26 protein-coding genes are annotated in these 24,961 nt (G+C 37.1%); 12 read left to right on the top strand and 14 right to left on the bottom strand.

Translation table 11 applies throughout. From position 1 onward, the window contains the following. Window positions 1-10 precede the first annotated feature (10 nt). The gene (gene nrdG / locus AB3H90_RS04295) at window positions 11-613 is read left to right on the top strand and encodes an anaerobic ribonucleoside-triphosphate reductase activating protein (RefSeq protein WP_010719826.1); all 603 of its coding nucleotides are present in this window, start codon (window positions 11-13) and stop codon (window positions 611-613) included. Between the two features lie 73 nt (window positions 614-686). On the opposite strand, the gene dinB is transcribed toward nrdG, so the two are convergent. Together dinB and AB3H90_RS04285 are read right to left on the bottom strand one after the other, a co-directional pair. Beyond that, entirely contained in the window at window positions 687-1,793 is a 1,107-nt protein-coding gene (gene dinB, locus AB3H90_RS04290) for a DNA polymerase IV (protein WP_368016259.1), read from the bottom strand. A 194-nt stretch (window positions 1,794-1,987) separates the two neighbouring features. Then, on the bottom strand, window positions 1,988-2,644 hold the full coding sequence (locus AB3H90_RS04285) for a redox-sensing transcriptional repressor Rex (protein WP_010719828.1): 657 nt from the start codon (window positions 2,642-2,644) through the stop codon (window positions 1,988-1,990). A 222-nt stretch (window positions 2,645-2,866) separates the two neighbouring features. Between AB3H90_RS04285 and AB3H90_RS04280 the strand changes: the two genes are divergently transcribed. Next, window positions 2,867-4,804, top strand: coding sequence for an ABC-F family ATP-binding cassette domain-containing protein (locus AB3H90_RS04280; RefSeq protein ID WP_034698765.1), 1,938 nt, complete (start codon window positions 2,867-2,869; stop codon window positions 4,802-4,804). 118 nt (window positions 4,805-4,922) lie between these two features. On the opposite strand, the gene AB3H90_RS04275 is transcribed toward AB3H90_RS04280, so the two are convergent. The 3 genes from AB3H90_RS04275 to AB3H90_RS04265 all read right to left on the bottom strand — a co-directional run bounded on the left by AB3H90_RS04275 (window position 4,923) and on the right by AB3H90_RS04265 (window position 8,425). Then, the gene (locus AB3H90_RS04275; protein WP_368016258.1) at window positions 4,923-5,690 is read right to left on the bottom strand and encodes a hypothetical protein; all 768 of its coding nucleotides are present in this window, start codon (window positions 5,688-5,690) and stop codon (window positions 4,923-4,925) included. A 554-nt stretch (window positions 5,691-6,244) separates the two neighbouring features. Beyond that, window positions 6,245-6,904, bottom strand: a complete 660-nt coding sequence (locus tag AB3H90_RS04270; protein ID WP_010738281.1) for an ABC transporter ATP-binding protein — start codon at window positions 6,902-6,904, stop codon at window positions 6,245-6,247. Window positions 6,905-6,922: 18 nt separating this feature from the next. Continuing rightward, entirely contained in the window at window positions 6,923-8,425 is a 1,503-nt protein-coding gene (locus AB3H90_RS04265; protein WP_368016257.1) for an ABC transporter permease, read from the bottom strand. 141 nt (window positions 8,426-8,566) lie between these two features. Here AB3H90_RS04265 and AB3H90_RS04260 point away from each other — a divergent pair, with 141 nt between their 5' ends. Both AB3H90_RS04260 and AB3H90_RS04255 read left to right on the top strand, forming a co-directional pair. After that, a complete protein-coding gene (locus tag AB3H90_RS04260) occupies window positions 8,567-9,241 on the top strand; it encodes a response regulator transcription factor (protein ID WP_096709316.1) in 675 nt (224 codons plus the stop codon). Between the two features lie 4 nt (window positions 9,242-9,245). Continuing rightward, window positions 9,246-10,562 carry a sensor histidine kinase gene (locus tag AB3H90_RS04255; protein WP_368016256.1) on the top strand — a complete coding sequence of 439 codons (1,317 nt, stop codon included), beginning with the start codon at window positions 9,246-9,248 and terminating at the stop codon, window positions 10,560-10,562. A gap of 373 nt (window positions 10,563-10,935) precedes the next feature. On the opposite strand, the gene AB3H90_RS04250 is transcribed toward AB3H90_RS04255, so the two are convergent. Beyond that, window positions 10,936-12,732: an ABC transporter ATP-binding protein gene (locus AB3H90_RS04250; RefSeq protein WP_368016255.1), complete on the bottom strand. Its 1,797-nt coding sequence runs from the start codon at window positions 12,730-12,732 to the stop codon at window positions 10,936-10,938. Beyond that, window positions 12,732-13,364 (bottom strand): MarR family winged helix-turn-helix transcriptional regulator, encoded by a 633-nt coding sequence (locus AB3H90_RS04245; protein ID WP_368016254.1) that lies wholly within the window; start codon window positions 13,362-13,364, stop codon window positions 12,732-12,734. Before AB3H90_RS04245 ends, AB3H90_RS04250 begins: the two co-directional genes overlap by 1 nt. A gap of 370 nt (window positions 13,365-13,734) precedes the next feature. Between AB3H90_RS04245 and AB3H90_RS04240 the strand changes: the two genes are divergently transcribed. The 3 genes from AB3H90_RS04240 to AB3H90_RS04230 all read left to right on the top strand — a co-directional run bounded on the left by AB3H90_RS04240 (window position 13,735) and on the right by AB3H90_RS04230 (window position 14,944). After that, the gene (locus tag AB3H90_RS04240) at window positions 13,735-13,839 is read left to right on the top strand and encodes a putative holin-like toxin (RefSeq protein WP_014834224.1); all 105 of its coding nucleotides are present in this window, start codon (window positions 13,735-13,737) and stop codon (window positions 13,837-13,839) included. 306 nt (window positions 13,840-14,145) lie between these two features. Further along, window positions 14,146-14,250 (top strand): putative holin-like toxin, encoded by a 105-nt coding sequence (locus AB3H90_RS04235; protein ID WP_368016252.1) that lies wholly within the window; start codon window positions 14,146-14,148, stop codon window positions 14,248-14,250. Window positions 14,251-14,686: 436 nt separating this feature from the next. Beyond that, window positions 14,687-14,944: a hypothetical protein gene (locus AB3H90_RS04230; RefSeq protein WP_010738287.1), complete on the top strand. Its 258-nt coding sequence runs from the start codon at window positions 14,687-14,689 to the stop codon at window positions 14,942-14,944. Between the two features lie 78 nt (window positions 14,945-15,022). Here the strand turns inward: AB3H90_RS04230 and AB3H90_RS04225 are convergent, their stop codons facing one another. The 7 genes from AB3H90_RS04225 to AB3H90_RS04195 form a co-directional block, all read right to left on the bottom strand. Continuing rightward, window positions 15,023-15,298 (bottom strand): hypothetical protein, encoded by a 276-nt coding sequence (locus tag AB3H90_RS04225; protein ID WP_368016251.1) that lies wholly within the window; start codon window positions 15,296-15,298, stop codon window positions 15,023-15,025. Further along, entirely contained in the window at window positions 15,295-15,645 is a 351-nt protein-coding gene (locus AB3H90_RS04220) for a type II toxin-antitoxin system RelE/ParE family toxin (protein WP_010738289.1), read from the bottom strand. The genes AB3H90_RS04225 and AB3H90_RS04220 overlap by 4 nt, the downstream gene beginning before the upstream one ends. A 398-nt stretch (window positions 15,646-16,043) precedes the next feature. After that, the gene (locus tag AB3H90_RS04215; RefSeq protein WP_010719840.1) at window positions 16,044-17,123 is read right to left on the bottom strand and encodes a PotD/PotF family extracellular solute-binding protein; all 1,080 of its coding nucleotides are present in this window, start codon (window positions 17,121-17,123) and stop codon (window positions 16,044-16,046) included. Beyond that, a complete protein-coding gene (locus tag AB3H90_RS04210) occupies window positions 17,120-17,947 on the bottom strand; it encodes an ABC transporter permease (RefSeq protein WP_010719841.1) in 828 nt (275 codons plus the stop codon). Before AB3H90_RS04210 ends, AB3H90_RS04215 begins: the two co-directional genes overlap by 4 nt. Continuing rightward, complete coding sequence (locus tag AB3H90_RS04205; RefSeq protein WP_010719842.1) at window positions 17,947-18,753, bottom strand: ABC transporter permease; 807 nt, start codon at window positions 18,751-18,753, stop codon at window positions 17,947-17,949. The genes AB3H90_RS04210 and AB3H90_RS04205 overlap by 1 nt, the downstream gene beginning before the upstream one ends. Before the next feature lie 13 nt (window positions 18,754-18,766). Then, the gene (locus tag AB3H90_RS04200; RefSeq protein WP_010719843.1) at window positions 18,767-19,852 is read right to left on the bottom strand and encodes an ABC transporter ATP-binding protein; all 1,086 of its coding nucleotides are present in this window, start codon (window positions 19,850-19,852) and stop codon (window positions 18,767-18,769) included. A gap of 17 nt (window positions 19,853-19,869) precedes the next feature. Then, window positions 19,870-20,412 (bottom strand): helix-turn-helix domain-containing protein, encoded by a 543-nt coding sequence (locus AB3H90_RS04195; RefSeq protein ID WP_010719844.1) that lies wholly within the window; start codon window positions 20,410-20,412, stop codon window positions 19,870-19,872. Window positions 20,413-20,652: 240 nt separating this feature from the next. Here AB3H90_RS04195 and AB3H90_RS04190 point away from each other — a divergent pair, with 240 nt between their 5' ends. The 5 genes from AB3H90_RS04190 (at window position 20,653) to AB3H90_RS04170 (ending at window position 24,961) form a co-directional block, all read left to right on the top strand. Next, complete coding sequence (locus AB3H90_RS04190) at window positions 20,653-21,642, top strand: acryloyl-CoA reductase (protein ID WP_368016250.1); 990 nt, start codon at window positions 20,653-20,655, stop codon at window positions 21,640-21,642. Further along, window positions 21,639-22,385 carry a phosphopantothenate--cysteine ligase gene (locus tag AB3H90_RS04185; protein WP_161637781.1) on the top strand — a complete coding sequence of 249 codons (747 nt, stop codon included), beginning with the start codon at window positions 21,639-21,641 and terminating at the stop codon, window positions 22,383-22,385. Before AB3H90_RS04190 ends, AB3H90_RS04185 begins: the two co-directional genes overlap by 4 nt. A gap of 85 nt (window positions 22,386-22,470) precedes the next feature. Further along, on the top strand, window positions 22,471-23,022 hold the full coding sequence (gene coaC, locus AB3H90_RS04180; RefSeq protein WP_368016248.1) for a phosphopantothenoylcysteine decarboxylase: 552 nt from the start codon (window positions 22,471-22,473) through the stop codon (window positions 23,020-23,022). Between the two features lie 16 nt (window positions 23,023-23,038). Continuing rightward, window positions 23,039-23,671, top strand: a complete 633-nt coding sequence (locus tag AB3H90_RS04175) for an ECF transporter S component (RefSeq protein ID WP_010719848.1) — start codon at window positions 23,039-23,041, stop codon at window positions 23,669-23,671. A 642-nt stretch (window positions 23,672-24,313) separates the two neighbouring features. Then, window positions 24,314-24,961: an NAD(P)H-binding protein gene (locus AB3H90_RS04170; RefSeq protein ID WP_368016247.1), complete on the top strand. Its 648-nt coding sequence runs from the start codon at window positions 24,314-24,316 to the stop codon at window positions 24,959-24,961.

The raw sequence follows: 24,961 nt of genomic DNA, 5'->3' as shown, positions 1-24,961 counted from the left end.
AAGTTTTTTTATGCGAAATCCTAAACCTAAAGAATGGCTGGCACAAGATTACAGCCAAAATTACATTGCTGATTACAAACCATTTAACTTTGTGGATGGCGAAGGCGTAAGAAATAGTCTTTATGTGAGTGGCTGCTTATTTGCTTGTGAAGGATGTTTCAATAAAGCAGCGCAAAACTTCCGCTATGGTAAACCTTTCACACCAGAGCTGGAAGAACAAATCATTACCGATCTCCGCCATGATTACGTTCAAGGACTGACCCTTTTAGGCGGGGAACCTTTTCTAAACACGGACGTCTGTCTCCAAGTCGTTGAGCGTATCCGACAAGAATTTGGTCAGACCAAAGATATCTGGTCGTGGACCGGTTATACTTTTGACGAACTACTTCAAGACTCCGAAGACAAGTTAGCTCTTTTAGCAAAAATCGATATCTTAGTTGATGGACGTTTTGAACTAAGTAAAAAGGATTTAAAACTACAGTTTCGCGGTAGTAGTAATCAACGCATCATCGATGTCAAAAAATCGCTAGCCGAAAATAGAGTAGTAATTTGGGAAAAATGCAGCGATGCTACAGAATCGTATGAACAAATCAAAAAACAGGAGTTCATTTAGGTCCTCCCACTCCTTATTGAATAAAAAACAGTAGAAACGTATGTTGATTTCCAACACGTTTTCTACTGTTTTTTCATTCCCACAAAGGTAACACAATATTCTCATAAGTCATGGGAGCTAAATTCGTTAACGTGATCCCCAAGAGACGTATGCCTTGTTCAATCCCTAAAATTTCTTCCCAAATCAAACTTGCTTGATAAAAGAGCGCTTCTTTCTTATAGATATACTCAGGTAAAGTGACTCTTTTCGTGACTGTCGTATAATCCGTATATCTCACTTTTAACACTACGGTTTTTCCATGTTTCTGGACTCTTTTCAACGACTCTTCGACTTTCTCAGCTAATTGTCGTAATTGTGCTAATACCGCTTCTTCCGTTTGTAGTGGCTGACCATAAGTATGCTCTTTTCCTACAGATTTTCTTTCTCTTGTCACATTGACTGGTGCATCATGGACACCTCTTACTTTTCGATAAAGCGAATAGCCCATCTTTCCAAATTGTTGGATCAACATCATCTCTGTACAATTATAAAGATCTTCTCCAGTGAAAATACCAAGTTCATGCATCTTAGGGACGGTTTTTTTTCCTACCCCATGAAATTTATCAATAGGTAATGCCTTTAGGAACGTCAATGCGTCTTGAGGTGCAACGATAGTAATGCCTTTAGGTTTTTGAAAATCTGAGGCTAATTTCGCTAAAAACTTATTATAGCTCACACCTGCCGAGCAGGTCAGTTTTACCTCTTCCCAAATGTCTCTTTGGATCAAACGAGCAATTTTGATTGCTGATTTACAATTGCGTTTATTGTTCGTCACATCAAGATAGGCTTCATCAATACTGACAGGCTCAACGATATCCGTATATCGGTAAAAAATCTCACGAACAGTTTGTGAGATCTCACTGTATTTTTGATGGTCGCCTGGTTTAAAAATGGCTTGCGGACATAATTCATATGCTTTTTGCGCACTCATCGCTGAATGGATGCCATACTTTCTTGCTTCATAATTCGCTGTAGTAACCACTCCTCGACCACCAGTGTCACTCGGATGTCTGGCAATAACTAAGGGTTTCCCTCTAAATTCTGGATGATCCCGTTCTTCGACAGAGGCAAAAAAAGCATCCATATCGATATGAATGATTTTTCTAGATGTATCATTATGTAAAGGAAACTGTAATTCCATCTCACTCACCCCTATCATGATTATATAGGAACTTTTGTTCGGTGACAAGAAGATGGTTACCACCGAACGGACCACAAAAAAGAGCCGAAATTTCACAAAAACTGAGACATCAATTTCGGAAATCACGACTTCTAAAATGATCATTCATCACTTGAGACTGTTTAGTAAACCAACCAGGTCATCTGAATCATTCGTTACTCAGTTTCTTCAGTCGCTTGCAAGGATGCATCAGAATGAAGAAAATAAATCAACGTTTGTAATTCATTCGTTAAGTCAACATTTTGAATCAACACGTCTGCTGGCGCATTTAATCGAGCAGAAGTAAAATTCAAGATACCTTTAATGCCCGCTTCAGTCAACCGATTAACTACTTCTTGTGCTCGCTCAGCTGGTATCGTCAATATTGCTACTTCGATTTGTTGGATCTTGATTTGCTCAAACATATCTTCCATAGGGTAAACGGGAATCCCATCCACGATCCGTCCAACAATTGCTTCGTTGACATCAAATGCACAACTTACACGGATACTGTTACTTTGATGGAATTTATATTTTAAAAGGGCACTTCCCAAATTACCGACACCGATCAACGCCACATTAGTCAATTGATCATCATTCAATGTTTTTGCGAAAAAATGCATGAGGTCTTCAACATCGTAGCCATAGCCTCGTTTTCCTAATTCTCCAAAATATGAAAAATCACGGCGAATCGTTGCACTGTCAACTTGAACAGCCTCACTTAATTCAGTTGATGATACTTTTTTCTTACCAGCATTATTTAAGATTCGTAAATAACGGTAATACAAAGGTAGCCGTTTGGCTGTTGCCTTTGGAATAACATGATCTTTCACTTAATTACCTCCACTTTTACTTTAAGTTTACTTTGATTTATCCATCATATCAGTATATATAGGAAAAAATCAATTTGATTGCTTGGATATTGTGAAATTTTATTCTTTATTCATTTTTTTATCATTTCTTTGAACCTCGCAGTATCAAGGAATTTATGGTAGACTACTAGTTGAAAAAGAGATTTATTCTTAGAGAATTCACAAAGTAGAAAAGAGGATTCCATGATATTATTACAAGCCAATCAAATTGCTCGTCACTTCGGTGCAGAGATCTTATTTGAGAATATCCATTTAGAAATCAGCACAGGGGCTCGGATCGCATTAGTCGGCCGTAACGGAGCAGGAAAATCAACACTTTTGAAAATCCTTGCTGGAATCGAACGCCCCGATGAAGGAACAATTGCTAAAAATAAAGCTGCTACTTTAGGCTATCTGGCACAAGATACTGGGTTAGATTCAGCAGAAACAGTCTGGAATGAAATGCTTAAATCATTCGAAACAATCCGTCAAATGGAAAATCGAATGCGCGAACTTGAAATCTTGATCAGTGAAGGAACACCTGATACACCTTCCTATGAATCACTTTTGAAAGAATACGATAAATTACAACACGATTTTTCAGATAGAAACGGTTATGGCTACGAAAATGAAATACGCTCTGTTTTACATGGCTTTAAATTTGATCCGTCTTTTTATGATCAAAAAATCAATGAATTGTCTGGCGGACAACGCACTCGCTTAGCGTTAGCAAGAATGTTGCTCCAACATCCAGATATCTTGATCTTAGACGAACCAACCAACCATTTAGATATTGAGACTCTCTCTTGGTTAGAAGGCTACCTGCAAAGTTATACTGGTGCCTTACTGATCGTCTCCCATGACCGATATTTCTTAGATAAAGTCGCAACAGAAGTTTACGAATTAAGTCGAAAAAAAATGCGCCACTATAAAGGGAATTATTCGAAGTATCTTGACATGAAAGCTGAACAATTAGCAACTGAATGGAAAGCTTATGAAAAACAACAAACTGAGATCCATAAATTGGAAGATTTTGTCGCGCGCAACTTGGTACGCGCTTCTACGACGAAAAGAGCCCAAAGTCGCAGAAAAGTCCTTGAGAAAATGGATCGGATTGACCGTCCTCAAGGAGACGAAAAACAAGCTCACTTCCTTTTCAATGTAGCAAAGCCATCAGGAAATGTCGTATTACAAATTGAAGATGCTGCGATTGGTTATCATAATGAAGTTTTGTCTGAACCGATCAATCTTGATATTCGGCGTCAAGAAGCCATTGCACTGGTCGGTCCCAATGGTATTGGTAAATCCACGCTTTTAAAATCGATCATCCATCAGTTGCCTTTTATCCGTGGAAAAGAACATTTAGGAACCAATGTGACGATCGGCTATTACGATCAAGGTCAAGCGGACTTACACACTAACAAAACTATTTTAGCTGAATTATGGGATGAACATCCAACGACTCCCGAAAAAGAAATTCGTAGCGTTTTGGGTGCCTTTCTATTTTCTGGTGAAGATGTAGAAAAGACCATCCCCTTGCTAAGCGGTGGTGAAAAAGCCCGAGTCGCCCTTGCAAAACTCGCAATGAATCAAGAAAACTTTTTGATTTTAGACGAACCAACCAACCACCTGGACATTGATAATAAAGAAGTATTAGAAAATGCCTTGATTGATTATGATGGTACTTTGTTATTTGTCTCTCATGACCGTTATTTCATCAATCGGATTGCCACAAAAGTCATCGAATTATCGGAAAACGGTAGTAAAGTTTATTTAGGTGACTATGATTATTATTTGGAAAAGAAACAAGAAGAAGCGGAGATAGCAGAGCTGTTAGCTGAAAAAACACCAGAAGAAGAGCATATTTCTACGAACAAGAAAACCTATTTCCAAAGTAAAGAGCAACAAAAGCTGATACGTAGTTTACAACGTAAAATCACTCAAATTGAAGAAGAATTAGCTATTTTAGATGAACAGATCGAGTCACTAGAACAACAAATGGTGTCCCCAGAGAATTTGGATGACCATCTCAAATTAAATGAATTGAATCAAACACTCGAAGCAACTCGCCAATCTCAAGAAACGAAACTTTCTGAATGGGAAGATTTGAGTATTGAGCTTGAAGAATATGAAAATGAATAAAAACAGATAAATAAATATTCATTTCTGCACTAGAAACGCTCTCAAAACAGTACCCGCTGTTTCGAGGGCGTTTTGTTTGTCACAGAATGCACTGTCAACATAATATCAGAATACTTGTTTATTCCCTAACTGGATTTTCTTGAACTTTTGCCTTACTATGCTGTGCCTTATCTGTGCTTACCCTACCTAACTTCACTTTCTCGTTTACATGTTCCATCGTCTGACACTCATTCATTTGAGCTTTTTTGTTTCTCTGACTCTCTATCTGATTCTTCCACTCATTCAATACTAAATCAGTAATCTCCTTTTTTTCTTGAAAATCAAGTACCACTTTATTTCTTTGACAGCCTTCAGGATGTATCCGCCCGAACATTTCTTGATAAGCTTTTTGATTTAACCGATAACTAGGAATTTCCCCTTTCAAACATCGCGTTAAAATTTCACTGTTTATCTTTATCTCCATCGCTAGTTCTTCTTTGATTTGCTTTAAATTCCCCTTCTTGTACCTATTATCCAGTTCAAATTCCTGTAACTTTTTTGTTTTTAGTTGTAGCCAGATATTTAAATAATCTGTTAAATAAATCTTTTCTTGACTATGGACTTGTATTTCTTTACGAAATGCTTCGGTATGAGACTCATAACTGGTATTCCCTCTATTTATTTCTTTTTCTTTTTTTTCTCGGTCATACAAGCGGATTAAGGATTCCTTTGGCGAATAACGTTCATTCGTTTCATGCATTTTTTCATTTAGCTTAAATAGTGTTTCATTGACTTCTTTATCTTGATTATTTGAAGCTCGATTATTTGAATTTCGATTGTTTGAAGCTCGATTATTTGAATTTCGATTGTTTGAAAATTTTTTTCTAAGCCATTGATAAAACCCCATCATAAACACTCCTATCTATCGTTCTTTTACAAGAATTATATCTGTTATCCTTTTTATTAATAGGTCACTTTATTCCTTTCAACCTAAAAAAAACGACCATTACTAAAAAAAAACCGCAGGGGTTAGCTGCGGCTCAGGAGTTTATTTTTACTTGAGGAGTAAAAATGAAAAAAGCATGATAGGGTTTGTGCTTGGTCTATTTATAGAATAGTGAAAATTTTTGAACAATCCGCTATAATTCTTTGGCTTTTTTTTGAATAAATCTATAAGAAATTGACACAACTCATCCAAAAAAACGGATTGGATTCCCTACAATATGAAGTGATTCAGCTTTTTAATACTTAGGTAATTTGAACCGTATCAACTGCATAGTCACTCTTGATACTTGGAACGACGAAAATCAATTTTCTGTCGCGAATGTCTCGTTTGATACTGTGCCGTTTATACCAATCCCTTTAAACAAACGGTCATTCCAATAAAAATGTTGCCTTCCTTCATGCTGTTTTCATTCACTTCCTCTTCATTCGTACTAGCTACACCGAAATTCTGTTTGTTTAAGACACTTGATTGAATTCTTGATTTTTCAGTTCATACACCACATCGCAGCCTTTAGCGACATCCTGTTCGTGGGTGACTAAAATAATACATTTCTTTTGCTCATGGGCAATCTCTTGGAAAAGTTTAACGATCTCGCTGGAAGTTGCTTCATCCAAGTTTCCAGTCGGTTCATCCGCAACGATTAGATCGTGTTCACAGCATAGGGCTCTAGTGATTGCTACTCGTTGCTGCTGTCCACCAGATAACATCGTAACTTTTTTATCTGCTAAATCCTTAGTGATTCCAACTTTTTCTAAGTTCGCTAAGGCGTAGGCTTTTTTATCTGTCTGTTGGCTTTGAGCAATCTCCATCGCTGTTACCACATTGTCTACTGCCGATAAATACGGCAGTAGATTATAGGCTTGGAACACAATTGATACATCTTTACGACGATATTCCCGCAATCCAATTTTTTTCAACGATTTGTCGTCATAGAGAATTTCTCCGCTTTTTGGTGTATCTAATCCTGCGATCAGGGATAAAAAAGTCGTTTTCCCTGAACCGCTCGTACCTAAAATTGCATACATTTTGCCTTTTTCAAAAGTTAAATTAACGTTTTCGAATAATCGTCGGTTGTCTTCATACCAGTAGCCTAAATCTTTTGTTGATAGTGTCATTAAAAATTCCTCCATTAATTAGGAAATCAATATTTTCTTCGGATTCAGTCGTAGAATTCCTGCTGATGAAAGGACAATTGAGAATAAACTAATCCCCAGCCCAATTCCTGCAAGACTTAAAATCTCGGTTGGCTGCATTGAAATATTTAGTTCTTGAATTTCTTTTGATTGTGTAAATGGATTGCTTCCCATTTGACCACCACTAGGACCACCGTTTCCGCCACCAGGTGCTTGTCCTTGGTTACCTTGATTTGGACCGCCGTTTCCTGCAGTATTCGCTTCTTGTCCATCTGCATTTTGCGAAGTTGTTTGCTGACTCAACAACTGATTGCCGACTGCATTGCCAACAACATTTCCGCTAGCTGCAGCGATCCCTAAAGCGAAGATCATGCAGACAAAAATCTCAACGAAAAATTGTGAAATAACTTTGACCCGTGATTCACCTAATGAAAGTAATACACCGATCTCATATTTACGTTCACGAATCGACAGCATAATAATCAATGTCAAAATAATGACTCCGGCTACTGCTACTAAAATCACGATATTCTTCGCAAAGCTTGATACATTATTCAATGGTTGAAGCATTTGCTGATACATTTGATCATTGGTTTCTAAGCTGAATGTATCCGTATCGATCAATTTATTCGCTGCTTCTACAAAGCTGTCCATGTCTTTGGGATCATCTAAGTTATAAACTGCCGAATCGATCGTTTTTCCTTCCGATCCAGTTAAGGTGTTAACCAGTGTAGAAGAAGAAAAAATCGTGTTCGCTGGATTCATAAAGTTGAAGCGAGCACTCATACTGTTGCCAGAATCACTTGTTTTGTAAATACCTTTAATAGTAACTTCAACATCTTTATCATCGGTATCTTTAATCTTAAATTTGTCCCCGACACTTAGATCGTTTGCTTCCGCTAAACTTTGCTCGATCAGTACATTATTCGTCCCTTCATCATCCGAAGTGATTGCCTTTCCTTCAACTAGGCTAGCTGTTCCTGATGAAAAATCACTGTAAGAATTACTTTCGGAAACACCTTTAATTTGGAAATCCCCTTGACTCATCCCACCAGGTGCTTTCTGTCCACCAAATCCAACAGCTTGTTCATCCGAAGATTCCTCTTCACTGTCACTATCACTCGAGATCGGTGTAATCCCTGTGCCTTTATCCGCTGAAGTACTTGCTTCAAATGAATACGATTTAACATTCGCTAATTCTGCGATTTTTTTTGCATCACTCAAGTTGACGGGTGTCTGTTCAAAGCTACCTGGATCTGGACGACTGCTTTCATCATCTGAATCTGAATTTGATTGCTGTTTGAACATTGCCTCTCGGTTCGTTGATAAGGTGACGGTCGCCCCGACACTTTTTTTCGCATTCGTGGTCGCCAGTTCAGCGCCGCTGCGGATCGTTAACCCTGCTAATACAAAAATTAATATGGCGGAAAAGACGGTGATCATAATGATGCTGCGTCCTTTTTTGGCCCAAAGGCTTTGAATCGCCCGTTTGATATAATTCATTTTGGTTCCTCCTTCATTTGTCTGTTTATAGAATAGGCAAATTGGCTTAACCGAAGCTTAAACGAGATAAAAAAGTTTTTAAGGTTGTTTTAGGAAAGCGTGGTAAACTGAGTAAGTAATAGATGATAAAGGAGAAAATCAATGATAAACCTTTTAATAGTAGAAGATGAAGCGACACTTTCAGATAATATAAAAGAAATCTTGTCGGATTTAGGTGAGATCACACAGATCTATGATGGGGAAGAAGGCTTATTTGAAGCAGAAACTGGTGTTTATGATCTAATATTGCTGGACCTGATGCTGCCAGGGAAAAACGGCTACGAAATCTTAGCAGAATTACGAAAAAAAAATATCCAAACCCCTGTGCTGATTCTAACTGCCAAAGATGGCCTAGAAGACAAAATCAATGGATTTCAAAAAGGTGCAGACGATTATTTGACGAAACCTTTTTATCGTGAAGAACTGATTATGCGGGTAAAAGCGTTATTGAAGCGTTCGTTAGGATTGTTTTCTGAGAATCAAATCGTCTATAAAAATATTACCTGCAACCTTGCGACGAAAGAAGTAACCATAGACGATGAGATCCTATCAATTCAAGGAAAAGAATTTGATCTCTTGGTTTATTTCATCCAAAATAAGGGCGTGATTTTAACAAAGGAGCAAATCTTCGATCGGATTTGGGGATTTGATTCCGATACGACCATTACAGTTGTAGAAGTATATATGAGTCACTTAAGAAAACATTTGAAGCCGTCAGGTGCAGATCAGCTCTTTAAAACACTGAGAAATGTCGGCTACATCTTACAAAAGGATTAATGCTATGAATACCGAAATATCAAGAAAACAACGATTAAAATTTTTCTTCTTAAATGTAGCCGCTTTTGCAAGTATCTTCCTATTATTAGGATTTATAACTCTACAACTGCTGCAAAGCTCGGCCTACCGCCAAACAGACCTGTCACTAACTCAAATGGCGGAAAATGAACATCTTATACAGATGGAAATCAACCGGTACCAACAAAGCAATCCCTTTCTGGCACAAATGCCGGGCGATCAGCTGAGAGAGAATGGACCAGAAGGCAATAATCAGTTCAATACTCAGATCATTTTATGGTCAAAAGAAGGAACGATTCTCAACAAAGACACGATTGGTGGACGGTTCACTGAACTGGAAAATTTAACCTTAGATAAGAAAAATCTCGATTCTGTTCAAGCATTAAGTTTAAAAAATGCAGGCTATTCTAGCCAAAAACTTTCCTTTCATTCGTATACAATCAAAGCAGATAAAGGAGGAGACATCGCCTATATTCAATTTTTAGCCAATACCAATCAAATCGCAGACTCCATGAAAACCTTCAAGACAACACTGATTATCTGTATGGTCGTTTTTTGGCTGATTTCGATTGGAATAAGCTTTTACATTTCAAAAATGAATATGCAACCCATCATGCTCTCATGGCGCAAACAACAGGAATTTGTTGAAAATGCCTCTCACGAATTACGCACGCCACTAGCAATCATTCAAAACAGCCTGCAGCAATTGTTCACCCGTCCCAATCACACCATCTTGGAAGAGTCTGAACCAATTGCCCAAGCCCTGAATGAAACACGGCGAATGAAAAGCTTGACTGAAGACCTGCTAACCTTGGCACGCAGTGATTCCAATCAGTTGCTTCTGCAGAAAGAATCAGTTAATCCCAAAGACTTTATTCGTCAATTAGCCCAGCCCTTCCAGGAAATCGCAGAAATAAACGATCAATATTTTGTCTTGGAAAACTTTGCCGATCAACCAGTGATAGTCGACGAAAAACGTATCCACCAAGTTCTAGTTATTCTGCTGGACAATGCGCTAAAATACACAGAAGCTAAAGAAAAAATCGTCCTGCAATCTGAAATCTCCAACGATAATTGGCTGATTGAAGTCAAAAACAACGGGCCATCTATCAGCGATGAAGACAAAAGACGAATTTTTGAACGCTTCTACCGCGAAGACCGCTCTCGTTCTAAAGAAACTGGTGGCTATGGTCTTGGTCTCGCAATTGCCAAACAAATCATCACTCAGCATAAAGGCAAACTGTCCGTAAGGGACTGGGAACCTAGAGGAGTCGTTTTTCAAATACAATTGCCAATGAAATAGATGACAAAACGACTAAATTGTGATCAGATGATAGATTTTTATACCTGTATATAATTCCTTCTCTTTTGTTTCTATACTTTGTGTGACTGAGCCAAAACTTGTCTCAGTCTCTTCTAGTATCTCTAAAAACGAATAAACGGTGAAAAAAAGACACCTTGAATTCCTTTAGAATTAGTTTAACGAACCAATTCATAGGAGGATTCAAGATGTCTGATACTCAGTTTATCAAACATATCCTAAACATTCTAAACCTGATTATCTATTTCGCGGAAAATTGTTTAACCAAATAAAAAGAACAGAAAAAAGTATTTCTTCTTTCTCTTAGATTCTTCGCATTCTTTCAGTAAGATAAAAGGATTCAGCTTTTTAACACTTAGGCAATTTGCAATGTATCAACTTTAAATTGTTCGTCTACGTATTTGGCATAGGTTTTGTGTTTTTGAACAAGCTCAGCGTGTTTTCCTGAACCGGTTACTTTTCCTTTTTCGATAAAGTAGATTTTATCAGCATCCACGATCGTTGATAGACGATGTGCGATCACTAATGTTGTCCGACCTTTCATCAGATTTGTCAAGGCTTGTTGGACTTTTGCTTCTGATTCAGAATCAAGACTTGCTGTTGCTTCATCCAACATCAAGACCTTTGGATCTCTTAAGAACGCTCGAGCGATTGCCAGTCGTTGCCGTTGGCCTCCAGAAATTTTCGTACCACGTTCGCCCACTTCTGTATCTAAACCATTGGGCATCTCTTCCACAAATTGACGTGCATAGGCTAATTCTAACACTTCCCAAAGCTGCTCATCTGTGTAAGTATCCGCTAATCCATAAGTTAAATTATAACGGATCGTTCCTGCCATAATAGCAGAATCTTGGGAAACATAGCCAATTTGACTACGATAATTGGACAACTTGATCTTTTGGATCTCCGTTGTGCCAAATTTGATCGTACCTGCTGTTGGCTCATAAAAACGTTCTAATAAACTGAATGTAGTCGATTTCCCTCCACCAGAAGGACCCGCAAAAGCAATGATCTCGTTAGGTTTAGCTTCAAAAGACACATTCGTTAAAATCGGTTCCTCAGGTGCATCACTATAAGCAAAGTCCACGTTAGAAACACACAATGTTTTGTTCGATAAATCCACTTCTTCACCAGATTCAAAGTCTTCAGGTACTTCATTCAATAATTCTTGTACACGGCGTGTCGAACCAGCAGCTTTTGCCATTTCAGAAAACAATGTGGCAATCGTTGGCATCTCGCCGATCAGATTGAAGAGATACATGAGAAAACTCATCAATACCCCGATCGTCATCGCTCCAATCGCAATACGATGCATTCCATAAGCTAACAAACCAAAGACCATGCTCATAAAAACCATCATCATGATCGGTTGCATTGCAGCATCAAAGACTGCTTCTTTTTTACCAACGCGAAACAAACGATCGACTTCATTTGCTGCTCGTTCTTGTGCTTGTTGTTCGGCATTCGACGTTTTTACTAAACGAATTTCTGACAACGTTTCTGTTGCGATTCCATTGAAATGACTCATAGCATCCTGACGGATATGACTGATCTTTGAACCAAAGGTCATCACAGGAATCATCAATAGGATAACGACGGGAACAGCAATAACCATGGCTAGCGACATATGCCAGTCCATTCGGATCATCATATAAACAGTCCCGATTACGGTAATGATGCTCGCAATCGTTTGTGGAAATGTCACAGCCAACAGCTGTTTTACCTGGGACGTATCATTCGTTACTCGGCTGGACATCTCACCCGCCTTCACTGAATCAAAATAGGTGACTTTCAGTATCGTTAATTTATTCCATAAACGTTTTCGCATATTTTGAATGACGTTTTCGCCAAAAATTCCTAAAACCGTCCCACCAATCGCTGAAATTACAGCTGAAAAAACGAACATCCCCACGACTCTTCCTAATAAAGCATAATCGATCCCCTCTTGAAAATGATTAACTAAATTAGCAGCCAATTTAGGAACATAAACTTGCACAGCTGATGAACCTGCTAATAAGATCATCCCAATCGCCAGTAAGGGATAGCGCGGTTTTGTTTGTTTGATTAAACTAAGAAATTCTTTCAAAGAAAATCTTGTATTCGTTTGTTTCATCGAGATACTAACGGGTCTTCCGCCTCCACCTTGTGCCATTATTTTCTACGCCCTTTCTTCCATCCTTCAAAACCACCGTAATGTCTATCAAATCGTCCATCGAAGGCATCTCGATCAAAACCACCTCGACCAAAACCACCGAACCCACTGCGATCCATCATCTGTTCACGTGCTCTGCCAAAATGCGCACTCATCTTATTGAATCGTTCCCAGCGTTGATCATCGCCGAAAACTTCAGCTAATTTTTCTTGAAATTCAGGACGATTGATATTTTCATTCATTCGTTCAAGATAGGTATTCAATTGTGCTAACTCTTCTTCTGCAAAACCTTTAAATAAGACATCTTTTAACGTTGTACTGATTGAACCACGCTCTTGCAGACTTTCTCGACCTTTATTAGTAATCTTGACCAAAGTCACTCGGGAATCCGTTGCTGATTTTTCCCGCATGACCGCCCCAGCCTCTTCTAATTTTTTGATGATTTGTGTCACACTAGACGGTTTAATATCTAGCACTTCAGCTAATCGTCCTGCCGTCACATCGTCCTCAGCCACTAAAATTTTTAATGTTTCAAAAGCATTGTCTGTCTTTTCTTCCACTTGATAGGCAAAAATCAAAAACGGTTGATGCGCAATTTCTAACAGATTTTCTAAGATTTCATGATGATTCATAAGATGACCTCCAAAATATTTACTTAGTTTATATCGATATCAACAAAATAAATGATAAACTATTTATTTTGTTTGTCAACAACTAAACTAATTAAATAGTTAAAAAAATAGTTAACCAAAAAAAATCTAAAATTGACTAACACTTGATAAGTGAGTTGGTTTGTTTTTTTCAATACGCATTATCCCTTCTATTTTTTTATTTTCAAACAAAAAAATAGACTCAGTTCTTTTTGGATTTTCAAGAAAATAACTAAGTCGATATGCTATAATCCTTTATGACAGTAAAGTTTAATGACGGTGGCTTTCCATTCTGAAAGCGAGGTGGTGCTTATGCACATAATCCCACACTTTAGAGAAAGGAGATGCCTTTTTGTCCGCATATGAGACAATTCAAACCATTCTTGGGTTTGGTATGTTTACCATTTCTTTGATTGGCTTGGTTGTATCTATGCTTAAACATGACAAAAAGAAATAGCCGTCACTTTAGCGAGCAGACTGGCTATTTCTTTTTGAAATACTATTAAATTCGCCACCGTCTTTAGCGGTGCTGTCAAAAGGGAACTGTTGACGCAGTTCCTTTTTTCATGTTTATTATAGCATACCTCTATTCTTCTATTCAATAAAAAACAAAAGAACGATTGTTTTTTTAAAGCAATGATCCCTGAGTCAATAGGCTACGATCCTTTGTGACAGTAAAGTTTAATAACGGTGGCTTTCTTTTCTGAAAGCGAGGTGGTGCTTATGCACATAATCTCACACTTTAGAGAAAGGAGATGCCTTTTTGTCCGCATACGAGACAATTCAAATCATTCTTGGGTTTGGTATGTTTACCATTTCTTTGATTGGCTTGGCTGTATCTATGCTTAAACATGACAAAAAGAAATAGCCGTCACTTTAGCGAGAAGACTTGCTATTTCTTTTTGAAATACCATTGAATTCGCCACCGTCTTTAGCGGTGCTGTCAAAAGGGAACTGTTGACGCAGTTCCTTTTTGCACGATTATTATAGCATGCCTCTATTCTTCTATTCAATGTTAATTTCTAGCATTTTGATTAAAATTGACTTCTATCAATTCATATAAACACCAAAAATTCTGATATAAAGGCATTTTTGAGTAAATAGCTCACTAGCAAATCCTAACTGATCACAGTAGTACGATAGTCAAAGAGGATATTTTTAACTAATTTGATTTATCGTATAGTGTGATAGATGGAACTAGTTCTACTTACTTATGCAATAAAACATATCTAAAGAGTTTTATTTGAAAAAAATATATTGACATTTTATACTTGAATTATCAAATAAAAAGGACGTGAAGATAAATGTCAAATTTAGAACATAAAGAAGAAAAAACTTTAGACAAAATTATTGCTACGGTTAATAAACTGGATAAAGAATTAGACGAACTTGATACATTATCTGAAAATCCAGAAAAAAAACATAACCTAAAAAAATGGTTAGTTGAACGAAAAGCGATTCATGAAATTAAAAAAATCCTTCATGAAGCTGGTAAATATGAGAAATATGATGAAAAAGAACTTGATAAAGAATTTAAAGAAATTAATGATTTATTACAATAATTGATTTATACGACTCATTTTGAGTCGTTTTTTATTTATAATAAAGCATTCCTTTCAAGAAGATAAAACAAATGAGAGTCATTGTTTAAGTTTAGTTTGTATATAAAGTCTATAGCTATTTTTAAATTCAATATCTGCTATTTTCATTACTTTTTTCATTGCTTCATCTGAAGAGCCAAAATGGTACCTATTCTTTTCGAATCCATCTTCAACTATAGTGTATTGATCTTGGTCATAACAAATAAATACATAGCGATCTTTTTTGAATGTAAGAATTTTTAAAGCGAAACAGTTCTTTGACTTAAATGTTTTTTTCAAACATTGTTTTAATTGCTTTTTATAAATCATGTTCATTTTACAGCACTTCTACTTTCTTCATCGACTAGCCATTGATTTTTGTTGAATCGATTAACCAACTTATTTACTTCCTTATCAAATAAAAATTTTTTCAACGTTCGACTAATATAAAAAACTTGCACCTTTTTGCCATCTATTCTAAAAGCAATTCGAAAATCTTCCTTTCCTAAATGGATTTTCATTTCATAAATAGAGTATTTTGCAGATGAATGGACAGGTTTGATGCGATAAAAATTATGTGTCAAATACTCATTCACTTTATATACGATTATTTCTTGATATTTTTTTGATTGATTCTCAGAAAATACATCGGAAAATTCCTTGCTGAACTCTACAGAGTACATAACTATACCTTCTTTGTTAGATGATTTATGTAAAGGATAGAATACAAATACAATAGAATGTCTCATACATCACAATATAATTATAGTTGATAAAAAAACCTATTTCTATTCATATTCATTATATCAACTATAAAAAATAGCCACCAAAAGGCGACTGAAAAATAGGCTTTTATTTGTAAGTTACCTTACAGGCATTAGACTAATCCAACCAATGCCTATCAAAAACATATCATACTTGTTGCATCACTATTTCGTCTATTTACTCTGGTAGAAAAGATAAAATAACACAAAAAAAGCGCCTAAAAAGACGCTTTTAGTAGAAAATTGGAAAACTGAGTATTAGAAAGTATGTGAAATAGACTATTTTAAGCTTGATTTTCTCCCAATTTCACTAAGTTTTACCAGCTTTTCCGATACATCTTGAACTCTAAGAACAAGTCGTTATAGATTCCTAAAAATTTAGGTCCAAGGTCTTCATAAACTTCTAGATGAGAGATGGTTTCATCAGAGGGATAGAATTGTTCATCTTGGGAAATTTCTTTTGGTAAAAGAGCTTTCGCTTTTTTGTTAGGTGTTGAGTAGCCAATGTATTCAGCATTTTGGGCAGCATTTTCTGGTTTCAACATAAAGTTGATGAAATCATACGCGCCTTCTTTGTTCTTGGCTGTTTTCGGCATCACAATATTATCAAACCATAAATTCGAACCTTCTGAAGGGATCACATAATGAAGATGTTCATTTTCAGACATCATATCTGCTGCTTCTCCAGAAAAAGTTACTGCGACGGATGCTTCTTCATTGATCATATACATTTTGATTTCATCAGCTACGATCGCTTTGACATTAGGGGTTAGTTTGTTCAGTTTATCTGCAGCTGCATTCAATTGATCCATCTCTTTGCTGTTCAACGAATAGCCCAAACTGTTCAACGATAGCCCCATCACTTCTCTGGCACCATCGATCAACATCAAACTATCTCTTAATTTCGGTTTCCAAAGATCATTCCAGTGCTGGATTTCCTCTTTATTGAAAACTTTATCATTATATACGATCCCCAAAGTTCCCCAAAAGTATGGAATCGAATAGGTGTTTTGGGGATCAAAGTCTAAATCCAAAAAACGCTCATCAATGTTCGCTAATCCTTTGATCTTAGAATGGTCTAAAGGAAGCACTAATTTTTCTTTGATCATCTTTTGGATCATGTATTCACTAGGAATGGCTATATCATAATTTGTGCCACCTTGTTGGATCTTAGTAAACATGGCTTCATTGGAATCAAACGTTTCATAATTGACCTTATACCCATATTCTTTTTCAAATTTTGTGATCAAGCTAGGATCAACGTAATCGCCCCAATTATAGATCGTAACGATTTTTGCTCCACTCATTCCACTTGCTTGTTCTAATTGCCGTACACCAAAGAGCAAGATCAAGATGATCACAACGATACCCACAAACAGTGATTGTAATTTTTTCATCTTAAGCGTGCGACCTCCTCACGTCCTCGGCGATTTTTCCTCAGTTTTTTGGAACGATTTTCTTTACTAATGAAATAATAACCGATCACTAAAACCATCGAAAATAGGAACACTAATGCACTTAACGCATTGATTTCTAAACTGATTCCTTGACGAGCACGAGAATAGATTTCTACTGACAACGTAGTGAATCCATTCCCTGTCACGAAAAAGGTCACCGCAAAATCGTCTAATGAATAAGTAAATGCCATAAAGTAGCCTGCAATGATGCCAGGAGACAAGAAAGGTAAAATAATATTTTTTACGACTTGAAAATTATTTGCACCTAGATCTCTAGCGGCATCAACCATCGAATCATTCATTTCTTGTAATTTAGGTAATACCATCAATACAACGATTGGGATACTAAAGGCAATATGAGAAAGCAAAACACTTTGGAAACCTAATCCAAAGCCTAAAAAAGTAAAGAAAATCAAGAAACTGGCACCAATAATTACATCTGGTGAAACTAATAAAATATTATTCATACTTAGTAATGTCGTTCTTGCTTGACGTTTTTTAGTATAGTAAATCCCCATTGCCCCAAACGTTCCGATAATCGTTGCGATCAGTGCCGATAAAAAGGCTAACATAAAGGTGTTCAATACAATAATGATCAATCGTGTATCTTCAAAAACTGCCTGATAATGATCCCAAGTAAAACCGGTAAAGTTGTTCATGGTACCACCGTCATTAAAGGAGTAGAAAATCAAATAAAAGATAGGCAAATATAATAGTAGAAAAACAATAAAGAGGTAAAGGTAAGACCACTTAAATTTTTTCATCATGCGCGGCCTCCCTTCTTCTTCTCACCCGTCAGCAACATCACAATAAACATTGCAATAATCAAAATAACTCCGATCGTCGAACCCATCCCCCAATTTTGAGTCACGAGAAAATGTTGTTCAATTGCTGTTCCTAAAGTGATCACACGATTTCCACCAATCAGTCGTGTCAACATGAACAATGACAGTGAAGGAATAAACACTGCTTGAATCCCACTTTTTACACCATTCAATGACAATGGGAATACTACTCGGCGAAATGTTTCAAAATTATTAGCTCCTAGATCACGGCTAGCACTGATCAATGACGGATTCATTTCTTCCAATGCATTGAATATCGGCATAATCATAAATGGAATCTCGATATAAGTTGCCACAAATAAAAAACTAAAATCGGTAAACAAAATTTGTCTTGGAGCAATCCCTAAAAATTCAAAAAATTGATTCACACTTCCATGGATACTAAAAATACCAATAAACGCATAAGCTTTTAGTAATAAATTCACCCATGTTGGTAAGATGATCAGCATCAACCACAGCTGTTTATGTTTTAATTTAGTTAAAAAATAAGCAGTCGGATAGCTGATGATTAATGTAAAAAAGGTGATCAAAAAGGCATACCAAACAGAATTTAACGCCATGAAAAGATTCGTTCTAGACGTCAAAAAAGTAGCATAATTATTTAAAGTAAAGTGTCCATTCATATCAAAAAAAGATTGGTAAATGATCATCAAAACTGGTGCGATCACGAATAGACCAAGCCAGAGTACATAAGGAACAGAGTAGATTCTACGCATTGCTTTCATTGACTATTCCTCCTTACTCTTCATAACTATCAAGTCGTGCATCAAATTCTTCTTCTGATTCATTAAAACGCATGACATGGATATCTTCTGGATCAAAGGCTAGACCAACTTTGCTACCCTCTTTTGCTTTTTTCGTTGAATGAACCGTCCATTCATTTTGTTGCTCATCGTAACAGACAATTTCATAGTGGACCCCACGAAACAGCTGCGTGTCAACAGTCACAACCAGTTTTCCCTTATCAGGGGTAGTAATCGTTAAATCTTCAGGGCGCAAGACGACTTCAACTGGTTCATTGGGACGCATTCCACCATCAACACATTCAAATCGTTTGCCAACAAACTCTACAAGATTATCGTCGATCATCACACCATCAACGATATTGCTTTCACCCACAAAATCAGCCACAAAATGATTGATCGGTTCATCGTAGATATCGACAGGTGTTCCACTCTGCACGATTTTCCCCTTATTCATCACAAAGATTTCATCGCTCATTGCTAAAGCTTCTTCTTGGTCATGTGTCACAAAAATAAATGTAATTCCCAAACGTTGTTGCAACTCTCTTAATTCATACTGCATATCCGTTCGCAACTTTAGATCCAGCGCAGATAGAGGTTCGTCTAACAACAATACTTTAGGTTCATTAACGATAGCTCGCGCGATAGCCACACGTTGTCTTTGTCCACCAGACATTTCGCTAATTTCTCGATTTTCGTACCCAGGAAGTTGCACCATGCGAAGTGCATCTTTGACTTTTTTCTCAATATCGACTTTATTCATTTTTTTGATTTTCAATCCAAAAGCGACATTGTCGAATACATTCATATGAGGAAATAAGGCGTAATCTTGGAAAACCGTATTTACTTGCCGTTTATTAGCTGGCACATCATTTAATCGTTTTCCCTCAAAATACATTTCGCCTTCAGTAGCATCTGTGAAACCAGCAATAATTCGTAAAATCGTTGTTTTTCCACAACCCGAAGGACCTAATAAGGTATAAAATTTCCCTTGTTCGATCTCAAAACTCACTTTTTTCAAAATCGTTTCATCATCATAGCGTTTGACCACCTGATCAAATGAAATAATTGGTTTTCCCACTTTTTAACCCCCTAAAATTACAAGTACGATTCAGTAGCGACAATCAATGCCCTCGTACGTTTTGATTGATGATTTTTCAATTGGTGGTGCTTTGTTGCTTGGTAATAGATCGATTGACCCGCTTTGGCGATATATCGCTCTTCACCTAAGCTTAACTCTAATTCCCCCTCTAACACAAAAATAAACGTTTCTGATAAAGAAGGTTCAAATAATTTATACTCTCCTGCTTCATTGAATGTCAGTAAAACAGGTTCCATTTCTTTTTCATTCGAATCAGAGACCAACCATTCAAGTTGATAACCATTTTCTTCATCTAAATAAACGGTATGATCTTCTTTAGAATAAACAACTTGTAGATTCACTGTTTCTTGATGAAAAAATTCTTCAGGGGAAACACCTAATACTTCAAGAATCGAAAAAAATGTTTCCATGGATGGCGAACTCAAGTCACGTTCTAATTGAGAGATATAGCCTTTTGATAAATCCGTACGTTCACCTAATTCTTCTTGTGTCAAATTTTTCTGGATACGTAAATTTCTTAACTTCTCACCTATTTCCATCTCATTCCTCCTCCATGAAGTTTTCTAATAGTAAACATCAAGTTTACTCTCACTCGTACTAGTATACAAATTTTGATTAAAAAAACAACCCTTTTTATTTTAAATTTCAAGAAAAACATCTTTTTTATTTGAAAGAATAAGTTTCACTTTTTTTAGTCACTAATCATCAGCGAATCACCATAAAATAGATTGATTTATGGTATGATAAAAGAAAAATTTTGAGAGGAGTTCTGTTTTTACATGAATAAATTTAAAGCGTTTCAAGTAAATAATGTTCCGCATTTTCATACTTCGATCATTGACCAGGAAATGCCTCTTTTATCAGCGAACGAAGTGTTGGTCAAAGTTGCTTATTCTGATGTTAACTATAAAGATGCACTAGCTAGTAGTGAATCTGGTGGTGTCATCCGCTCTTATCCTATGACACCTGGGATTGATCTTTCAGGAACCGTTGTCGAAAGTCGAGATGAACGTTTCAAAACAGATGATTCTGTTCTCCTAACTGGTTATGGCTTGGGCGTCACTCAACCTGGAGGCTATAGCCAGTACCAGAAAGTTTCTGGTGATTGGTTGATCCCACTTCCGAAAACCTTGTCACTTCGTCAGGCAATGGTATTAGGAACTGCTGGCTTTACTGCACTTTTATGTGTGAACGCCCTCATAACAAAAGGGATGAAGACGAGTGACCGTATTGTTGTAACCGGAGCATCTGGCGGAGTAGGCAGTACCGCTGTAGCAATTTTAAAAAAAATGGGTTTTACTTCGATCATCGCTCTTTCACGCAAAAAAGAATCGGTGGAATGGCTGAAAAAATTAGGGGCGAATGAAGTCCTATCCCCAAATGAATTTCTTCCTGAAAAGACAAAACCTTTAGGAAAGCAACAAATCGATTATGTCATTGATACGGTTGGTGGGGACTTATTGACCCAACTCCTTCCTTTGATCGCCTATGATGGTGCTGCGGCATTATGTGGAAATGCTGGAGGAATCAAATTGACCACTACTGTATTACCGTTTATTTTGCGCAATATCCAGTTGCTCGGTATCGATTCAGTCAATGTTCCGCATGAAAAACGTTTCTCTTTATGGCAACAATTAGCTGATCTTGCTATTGCTGATGATCTTTTCGTTAAAGAAATCGCCTTGGAGGAATTGCCCGAAGTGATTCAACGATTGTTAGCTGGGCAACATCAGGGAAGAACACTAGTTAATGTAGGTGAAATGAAATGAAGATATTGATTACGGCTGGTGGCACAAGCGAAAAAATTGATCAAGTCCGTTCAATCACAAATCATTCGACTGGGCAGTTAGGTAAAAAGATTGCTGAAACATTGGTAACTGATTCAACAGTAACGATCGACTATGTCACGACAAACAGTGCTGTCAAGCCAACGTCACAGGACAATATTTGCTTTCATCTAATCGAGTCCACTCAAGATTTATTTGAAACTTTGGAAAGATTACTGACAAGTGACTCTTATGATGCCATCATCCATAGTATGGCAGTGAGCGATTTCACTCCTGCTTTTAGCCTATCTGAAGAACAATTGGCACAGAGCATTGACCAAACACCGCTAACGCCAGAACACCTTTCTTCATGGTTCCGAGACCATGAAATAAATCCTAATAAAGCTGAAAAAATCTCTTCTGACACAGAACACTTGTTAATTGCCTTGAAAAAAACGCCTAAGATCATCAGCTATCTAAGAAAATGGCAACCAGAAGCAACCATCATCGGCTTTAAGTTATTAGTCGATGTTTCAAAAACAGAACTTTTAGCAGTCGCCAAAAAAAGCATCATGAAGAACCAGGTAGACTACATCCTTGCGAATGATCTGACACAAATCGACGGAACAAACCATCACGGCTATCTATTAGGGGCAGACGGCACAATCAAAGAAGCACAATCCAAGGAAGAAATTGCTAAATTATTAGCATCGGTTATAATAGAACCAGTTTCCTTTAACCAATGAAACGCTGAAAAGAATTCTCTGATTTATTTCTTAAAACAAAAAAGTTAAGCTTGATTTTAGCAGGGAATGAAAGGAGTAAACAATTATGAAAAAAATTCTATTGGGGGTTACTGGCAGTATCTCTGCTTATAAAAGTGCGGATATTACCAACCAACTCGTGAAACTTGGCTACCAAGTAGACGTAATCATGACAGAAAGCAGCACTCACTTCATCACGCCACTTACGTTACAATCCTTATCAAAACGTGCCGTCCATACCGATGTCATGCAAGAAAAAGAACCTTCAGTGATTAATCACATCGAACTGGCAAAACAAGCAGACTTGTTCTTGATTGCTCCTGCTACGGCTAATATTATCGGTAAATTAGCAAATGGATTAGCAGATGATCTGCTCTCAACAGTTGCAATGGCACTCCCTGCAGATACTCCGAAGTTGATTGCTCCTGCAATGAATACAAATATGTATCAACATCCACTCAATCAAAGGAATTTAAATACGTTAAAATCAATCGGCTATCAAGAAATCGAGCCAAGAGAGTCGTTGTTGGCTTGTGGTGATTTTGGCAAAGGTGCTTTAGCTGATACCCAAATAATCATTGATCAAACGGTACAAATGATTAATGAAAGAAACGCTTAATATAAAAGGAGTCATTATGAAAAACACACGTACTTTTGCTTTGACTGCTATGTTTTTAGCAATCATGATTTTATTAGCGGTCACACCGCTTGGGTTTATTCCTATTGGTCCAATCAACGCTACGACCATGCATATCCCAGTGATCATTGCATCAATCGTTTTAGGCCCACGTTTAGGTGGCTTTCTAGGAGGGACATTCGGCTTGATTAGTATGATTCGTAGTACGGTCATTCAAACGCCTTTATCATTCGTCTTCTCCCCATTCATCCCAGTGATTGGCACAGACCACGGAAGTTTGAAAGCATTATTGATTGCTTTTATTCCAAGGATATTGATTGGTGTTGTTCCCTACTTTGTCTATAAAGGAATACTACGGCTAAGTAAAAACAAGTTTCAAGGTGTTTCTTTGTTTCTAGCAGGCTTAGCTGGTTCTTTCGTGAATACGATCCTAGTGATGAATATGATCTATTTCTTATTCCAACAAGATTATGCTCAAGTGGTCGGAAAAAGTATCCATGCGTTATATACTGCTATTTTAGCTGTTATCTTTACGAGTGGTGTTCCAGAAGGAATCATCGCTGGAATTGCTACAGTCGCTGTTGGTAGTGTCTTGCTTCGTTTGATGCATGCGACACCCCAACCTAAATAAGACAATTAGCTGATAGCGAACATGATCTTCTTTGAATCAAAACATCCATCCCAATTTTTGTTGAAATTGGTAGATGGATGTTTTTTACTTAAAAATCATCAACAGTATGAAAGCTTCTACTCCTTGGAGCAAGCCTGAATTTGTCCCACCTAAGTTCCCCATGCTGTTTATTATCCTATCCACGGCGTTCTCAGAGCTGACCTTCGGAAATAAGCCTGAATTTTTCAAAATATGTGAAGCTATTTAAAAAAATTCTTTCTTATTGTCTTCTAAGTCCTCAATGCTGTTCACAACCTTATCCACGGCGTTTTCAGAGCTGACCCTTCGGCAATAAGTCGAAAAATCTCAAAACATGAAAAGCTGTTTCGAGATTTTCCTCCTTATTGCTCCTGCGATTACTCGTCGCAGTTTCTACTTGGTGAGTGCTCAGGTCAGAACGCTCTGTTCACGACCTTATTTATAATCAGTATTCAAGCATCAGCTCCTTGAAATAAGCCTGAATTTTTCAAAATATGTGAAGCTATTTTAAAAAATTCTTTCTTATTGTTTTCGGAGCTATCGATGCTTTCATAACCTCTTTCTCGCATTTTTTTTGTTTAGTGTTATGATTGATAGTGATTATTATAAGAAAGGATGATTAAAATGAAAATTTTTGTTGTAGGTGCTAATGGCCAAATTGGTCGGCATTTAATCAAAGACCTTGCAACTACTAGACATCAAGTGACAGCAGGTGTACGCGAGGTTGCAACACAATCTTTAGTAAAAAAAGATAATGTCACTTATGTTTCTTTCGATCTGACTTGGACAATTGAAGAAATGGCAGATGCTTTTAAAGGTTGTGATCTCATTATTTTTGTTGCGGGTTCGCAAGGGAAAAACTTATTGCAGATCGACTTAGACGGTGCGATCAAGTCAATGATAGCGGCCGAATCAGCACATGTTTCTCGCTACTTTATGATTAGTGCTGTTTTTGCCGAGGATCGCAGCAAATGGCCAGATTCTATGATTGATTACTACATTACGAAACATTATGCTGATGAGTGGCTGAAACAACAAACAACTTTAGATTATGTAATCATCCAGCCAGTGTCATTGACAAATGAAGAAGTTACTACAGTCCAACTGGCAAAACCAACCGAAGCCACTGCTAAAACCGTCTCTCGTCAAACGGTAGCTGCTGTTTTGACAGCTTTAGTGGAACAACCAACTATAACTAAAACAACGCTAGTACTATCTGAAGGAACGCAGGAGATTTCAACTGCGTTGCAGCAAATAGTCGAGGAGGAATAA

Origin of the sequence: Enterococcus sp. C63, assembly GCF_040887215.1 — a bacterium.
Lineage (GTDB): Bacteria > Bacillota > Bacilli > Lactobacillales > Enterococcaceae > Enterococcus_B > Enterococcus_B hirae.
The sequence above is the reverse complement of the archived record's forward strand: the minus strand, read 5'-3'. Positions and strand labels throughout refer to the sequence as shown.

Coding starts and splice junctions, on each gene's coding strand:
- AB3H90_RS04270 (WP_010738281.1), bottom strand. CDS start 6,904: ATGACACTATCAACAAAAGATTTAGGCTACTGGTATGAAGACAACCGA.
- AB3H90_RS04250 (WP_368016255.1), bottom strand. CDS start 12,732: ATGGCACAAGGTGGAGGCGGAAGACCCGTTAGTATCTCGATGAAACAA.
- AB3H90_RS04265 (WP_368016257.1), bottom strand. CDS start 8,425: ATGAATTATATCAAACGGGCGATTCAAAGCCTTTGGGCCAAAAAAGGA.
- AB3H90_RS04255 (WP_368016256.1), top strand. CDS start 9,246: ATGAATACCGAAATATCAAGAAAACAACGATTAAAATTTTTCTTCTTA.
- coaC (WP_368016248.1), top strand. CDS start 22,471: ATGAAAAAAATTCTATTGGGGGTTACTGGCAGTATCTCTGCTTATAAA.
- dinB (WP_368016259.1), bottom strand. CDS start 1,793: ATGGAATTACAGTTTCCTTTACATAATGATACATCTAGAAAAATCATT.
- AB3H90_RS04190 (WP_368016250.1), top strand. CDS start 20,653: ATGAATAAATTTAAAGCGTTTCAAGTAAATAATGTTCCGCATTTTCAT.
- AB3H90_RS04175 (WP_010719848.1), top strand. CDS start 23,039: ATGAAAAACACACGTACTTTTGCTTTGACTGCTATGTTTTTAGCAATC.
- AB3H90_RS04245 (WP_368016254.1), bottom strand. CDS start 13,364: ATGAATCATCATGAAATCTTAGAAAATCTGTTAGAAATTGCGCATCAA.
- AB3H90_RS04280 (WP_034698765.1), top strand. CDS start 2,867: ATGATATTATTACAAGCCAATCAAATTGCTCGTCACTTCGGTGCAGAG.
- AB3H90_RS04210 (WP_010719841.1), bottom strand. CDS start 17,947: ATGAAAAAATTTAAGTGGTCTTACCTTTACCTCTTTATTGTTTTTCTA.
- AB3H90_RS04260 (WP_096709316.1), top strand. CDS start 8,567: ATGATAAACCTTTTAATAGTAGAAGATGAAGCGACACTTTCAGATAAT.
- AB3H90_RS04170 (WP_368016247.1), top strand. CDS start 24,314: ATGAAAATTTTTGTTGTAGGTGCTAATGGCCAAATTGGTCGGCATTTA.
- AB3H90_RS04230 (WP_010738287.1), top strand. CDS start 14,687: ATGTCAAATTTAGAACATAAAGAAGAAAAAACTTTAGACAAAATTATT.
- AB3H90_RS04225 (WP_368016251.1), bottom strand. CDS start 15,298: ATGAACATGATTTATAAAAAGCAATTAAAACAATGTTTGAAAAAAACA.
- AB3H90_RS04205 (WP_010719842.1), bottom strand. CDS start 18,753: ATGAAAGCAATGCGTAGAATCTACTCTGTTCCTTATGTACTCTGGCTT.
- AB3H90_RS04275 (WP_368016258.1), bottom strand. CDS start 5,690: ATGGGGTTTTATCAATGGCTTAGAAAAAAATTTTCAAACAATCGAAAT.
- AB3H90_RS04215 (WP_010719840.1), bottom strand. CDS start 17,123: ATGAAAAAATTACAATCACTGTTTGTGGGTATCGTTGTGATCATCTTG.
- AB3H90_RS04185 (WP_161637781.1), top strand. CDS start 21,639: ATGAAGATATTGATTACGGCTGGTGGCACAAGCGAAAAAATTGATCAA.
- AB3H90_RS04195 (WP_010719844.1), bottom strand. CDS start 20,412: ATGGAAATAGGTGAGAAGTTAAGAAATTTACGTATCCAGAAAAATTTG.
- AB3H90_RS04220 (WP_010738289.1), bottom strand. CDS start 15,645: ATGTACTCTGTAGAGTTCAGCAAGGAATTTTCCGATGTATTTTCTGAG.
- nrdG (WP_010719826.1), top strand. CDS start 11: ATGCGAAATCCTAAACCTAAAGAATGGCTGGCACAAGATTACAGCCAA.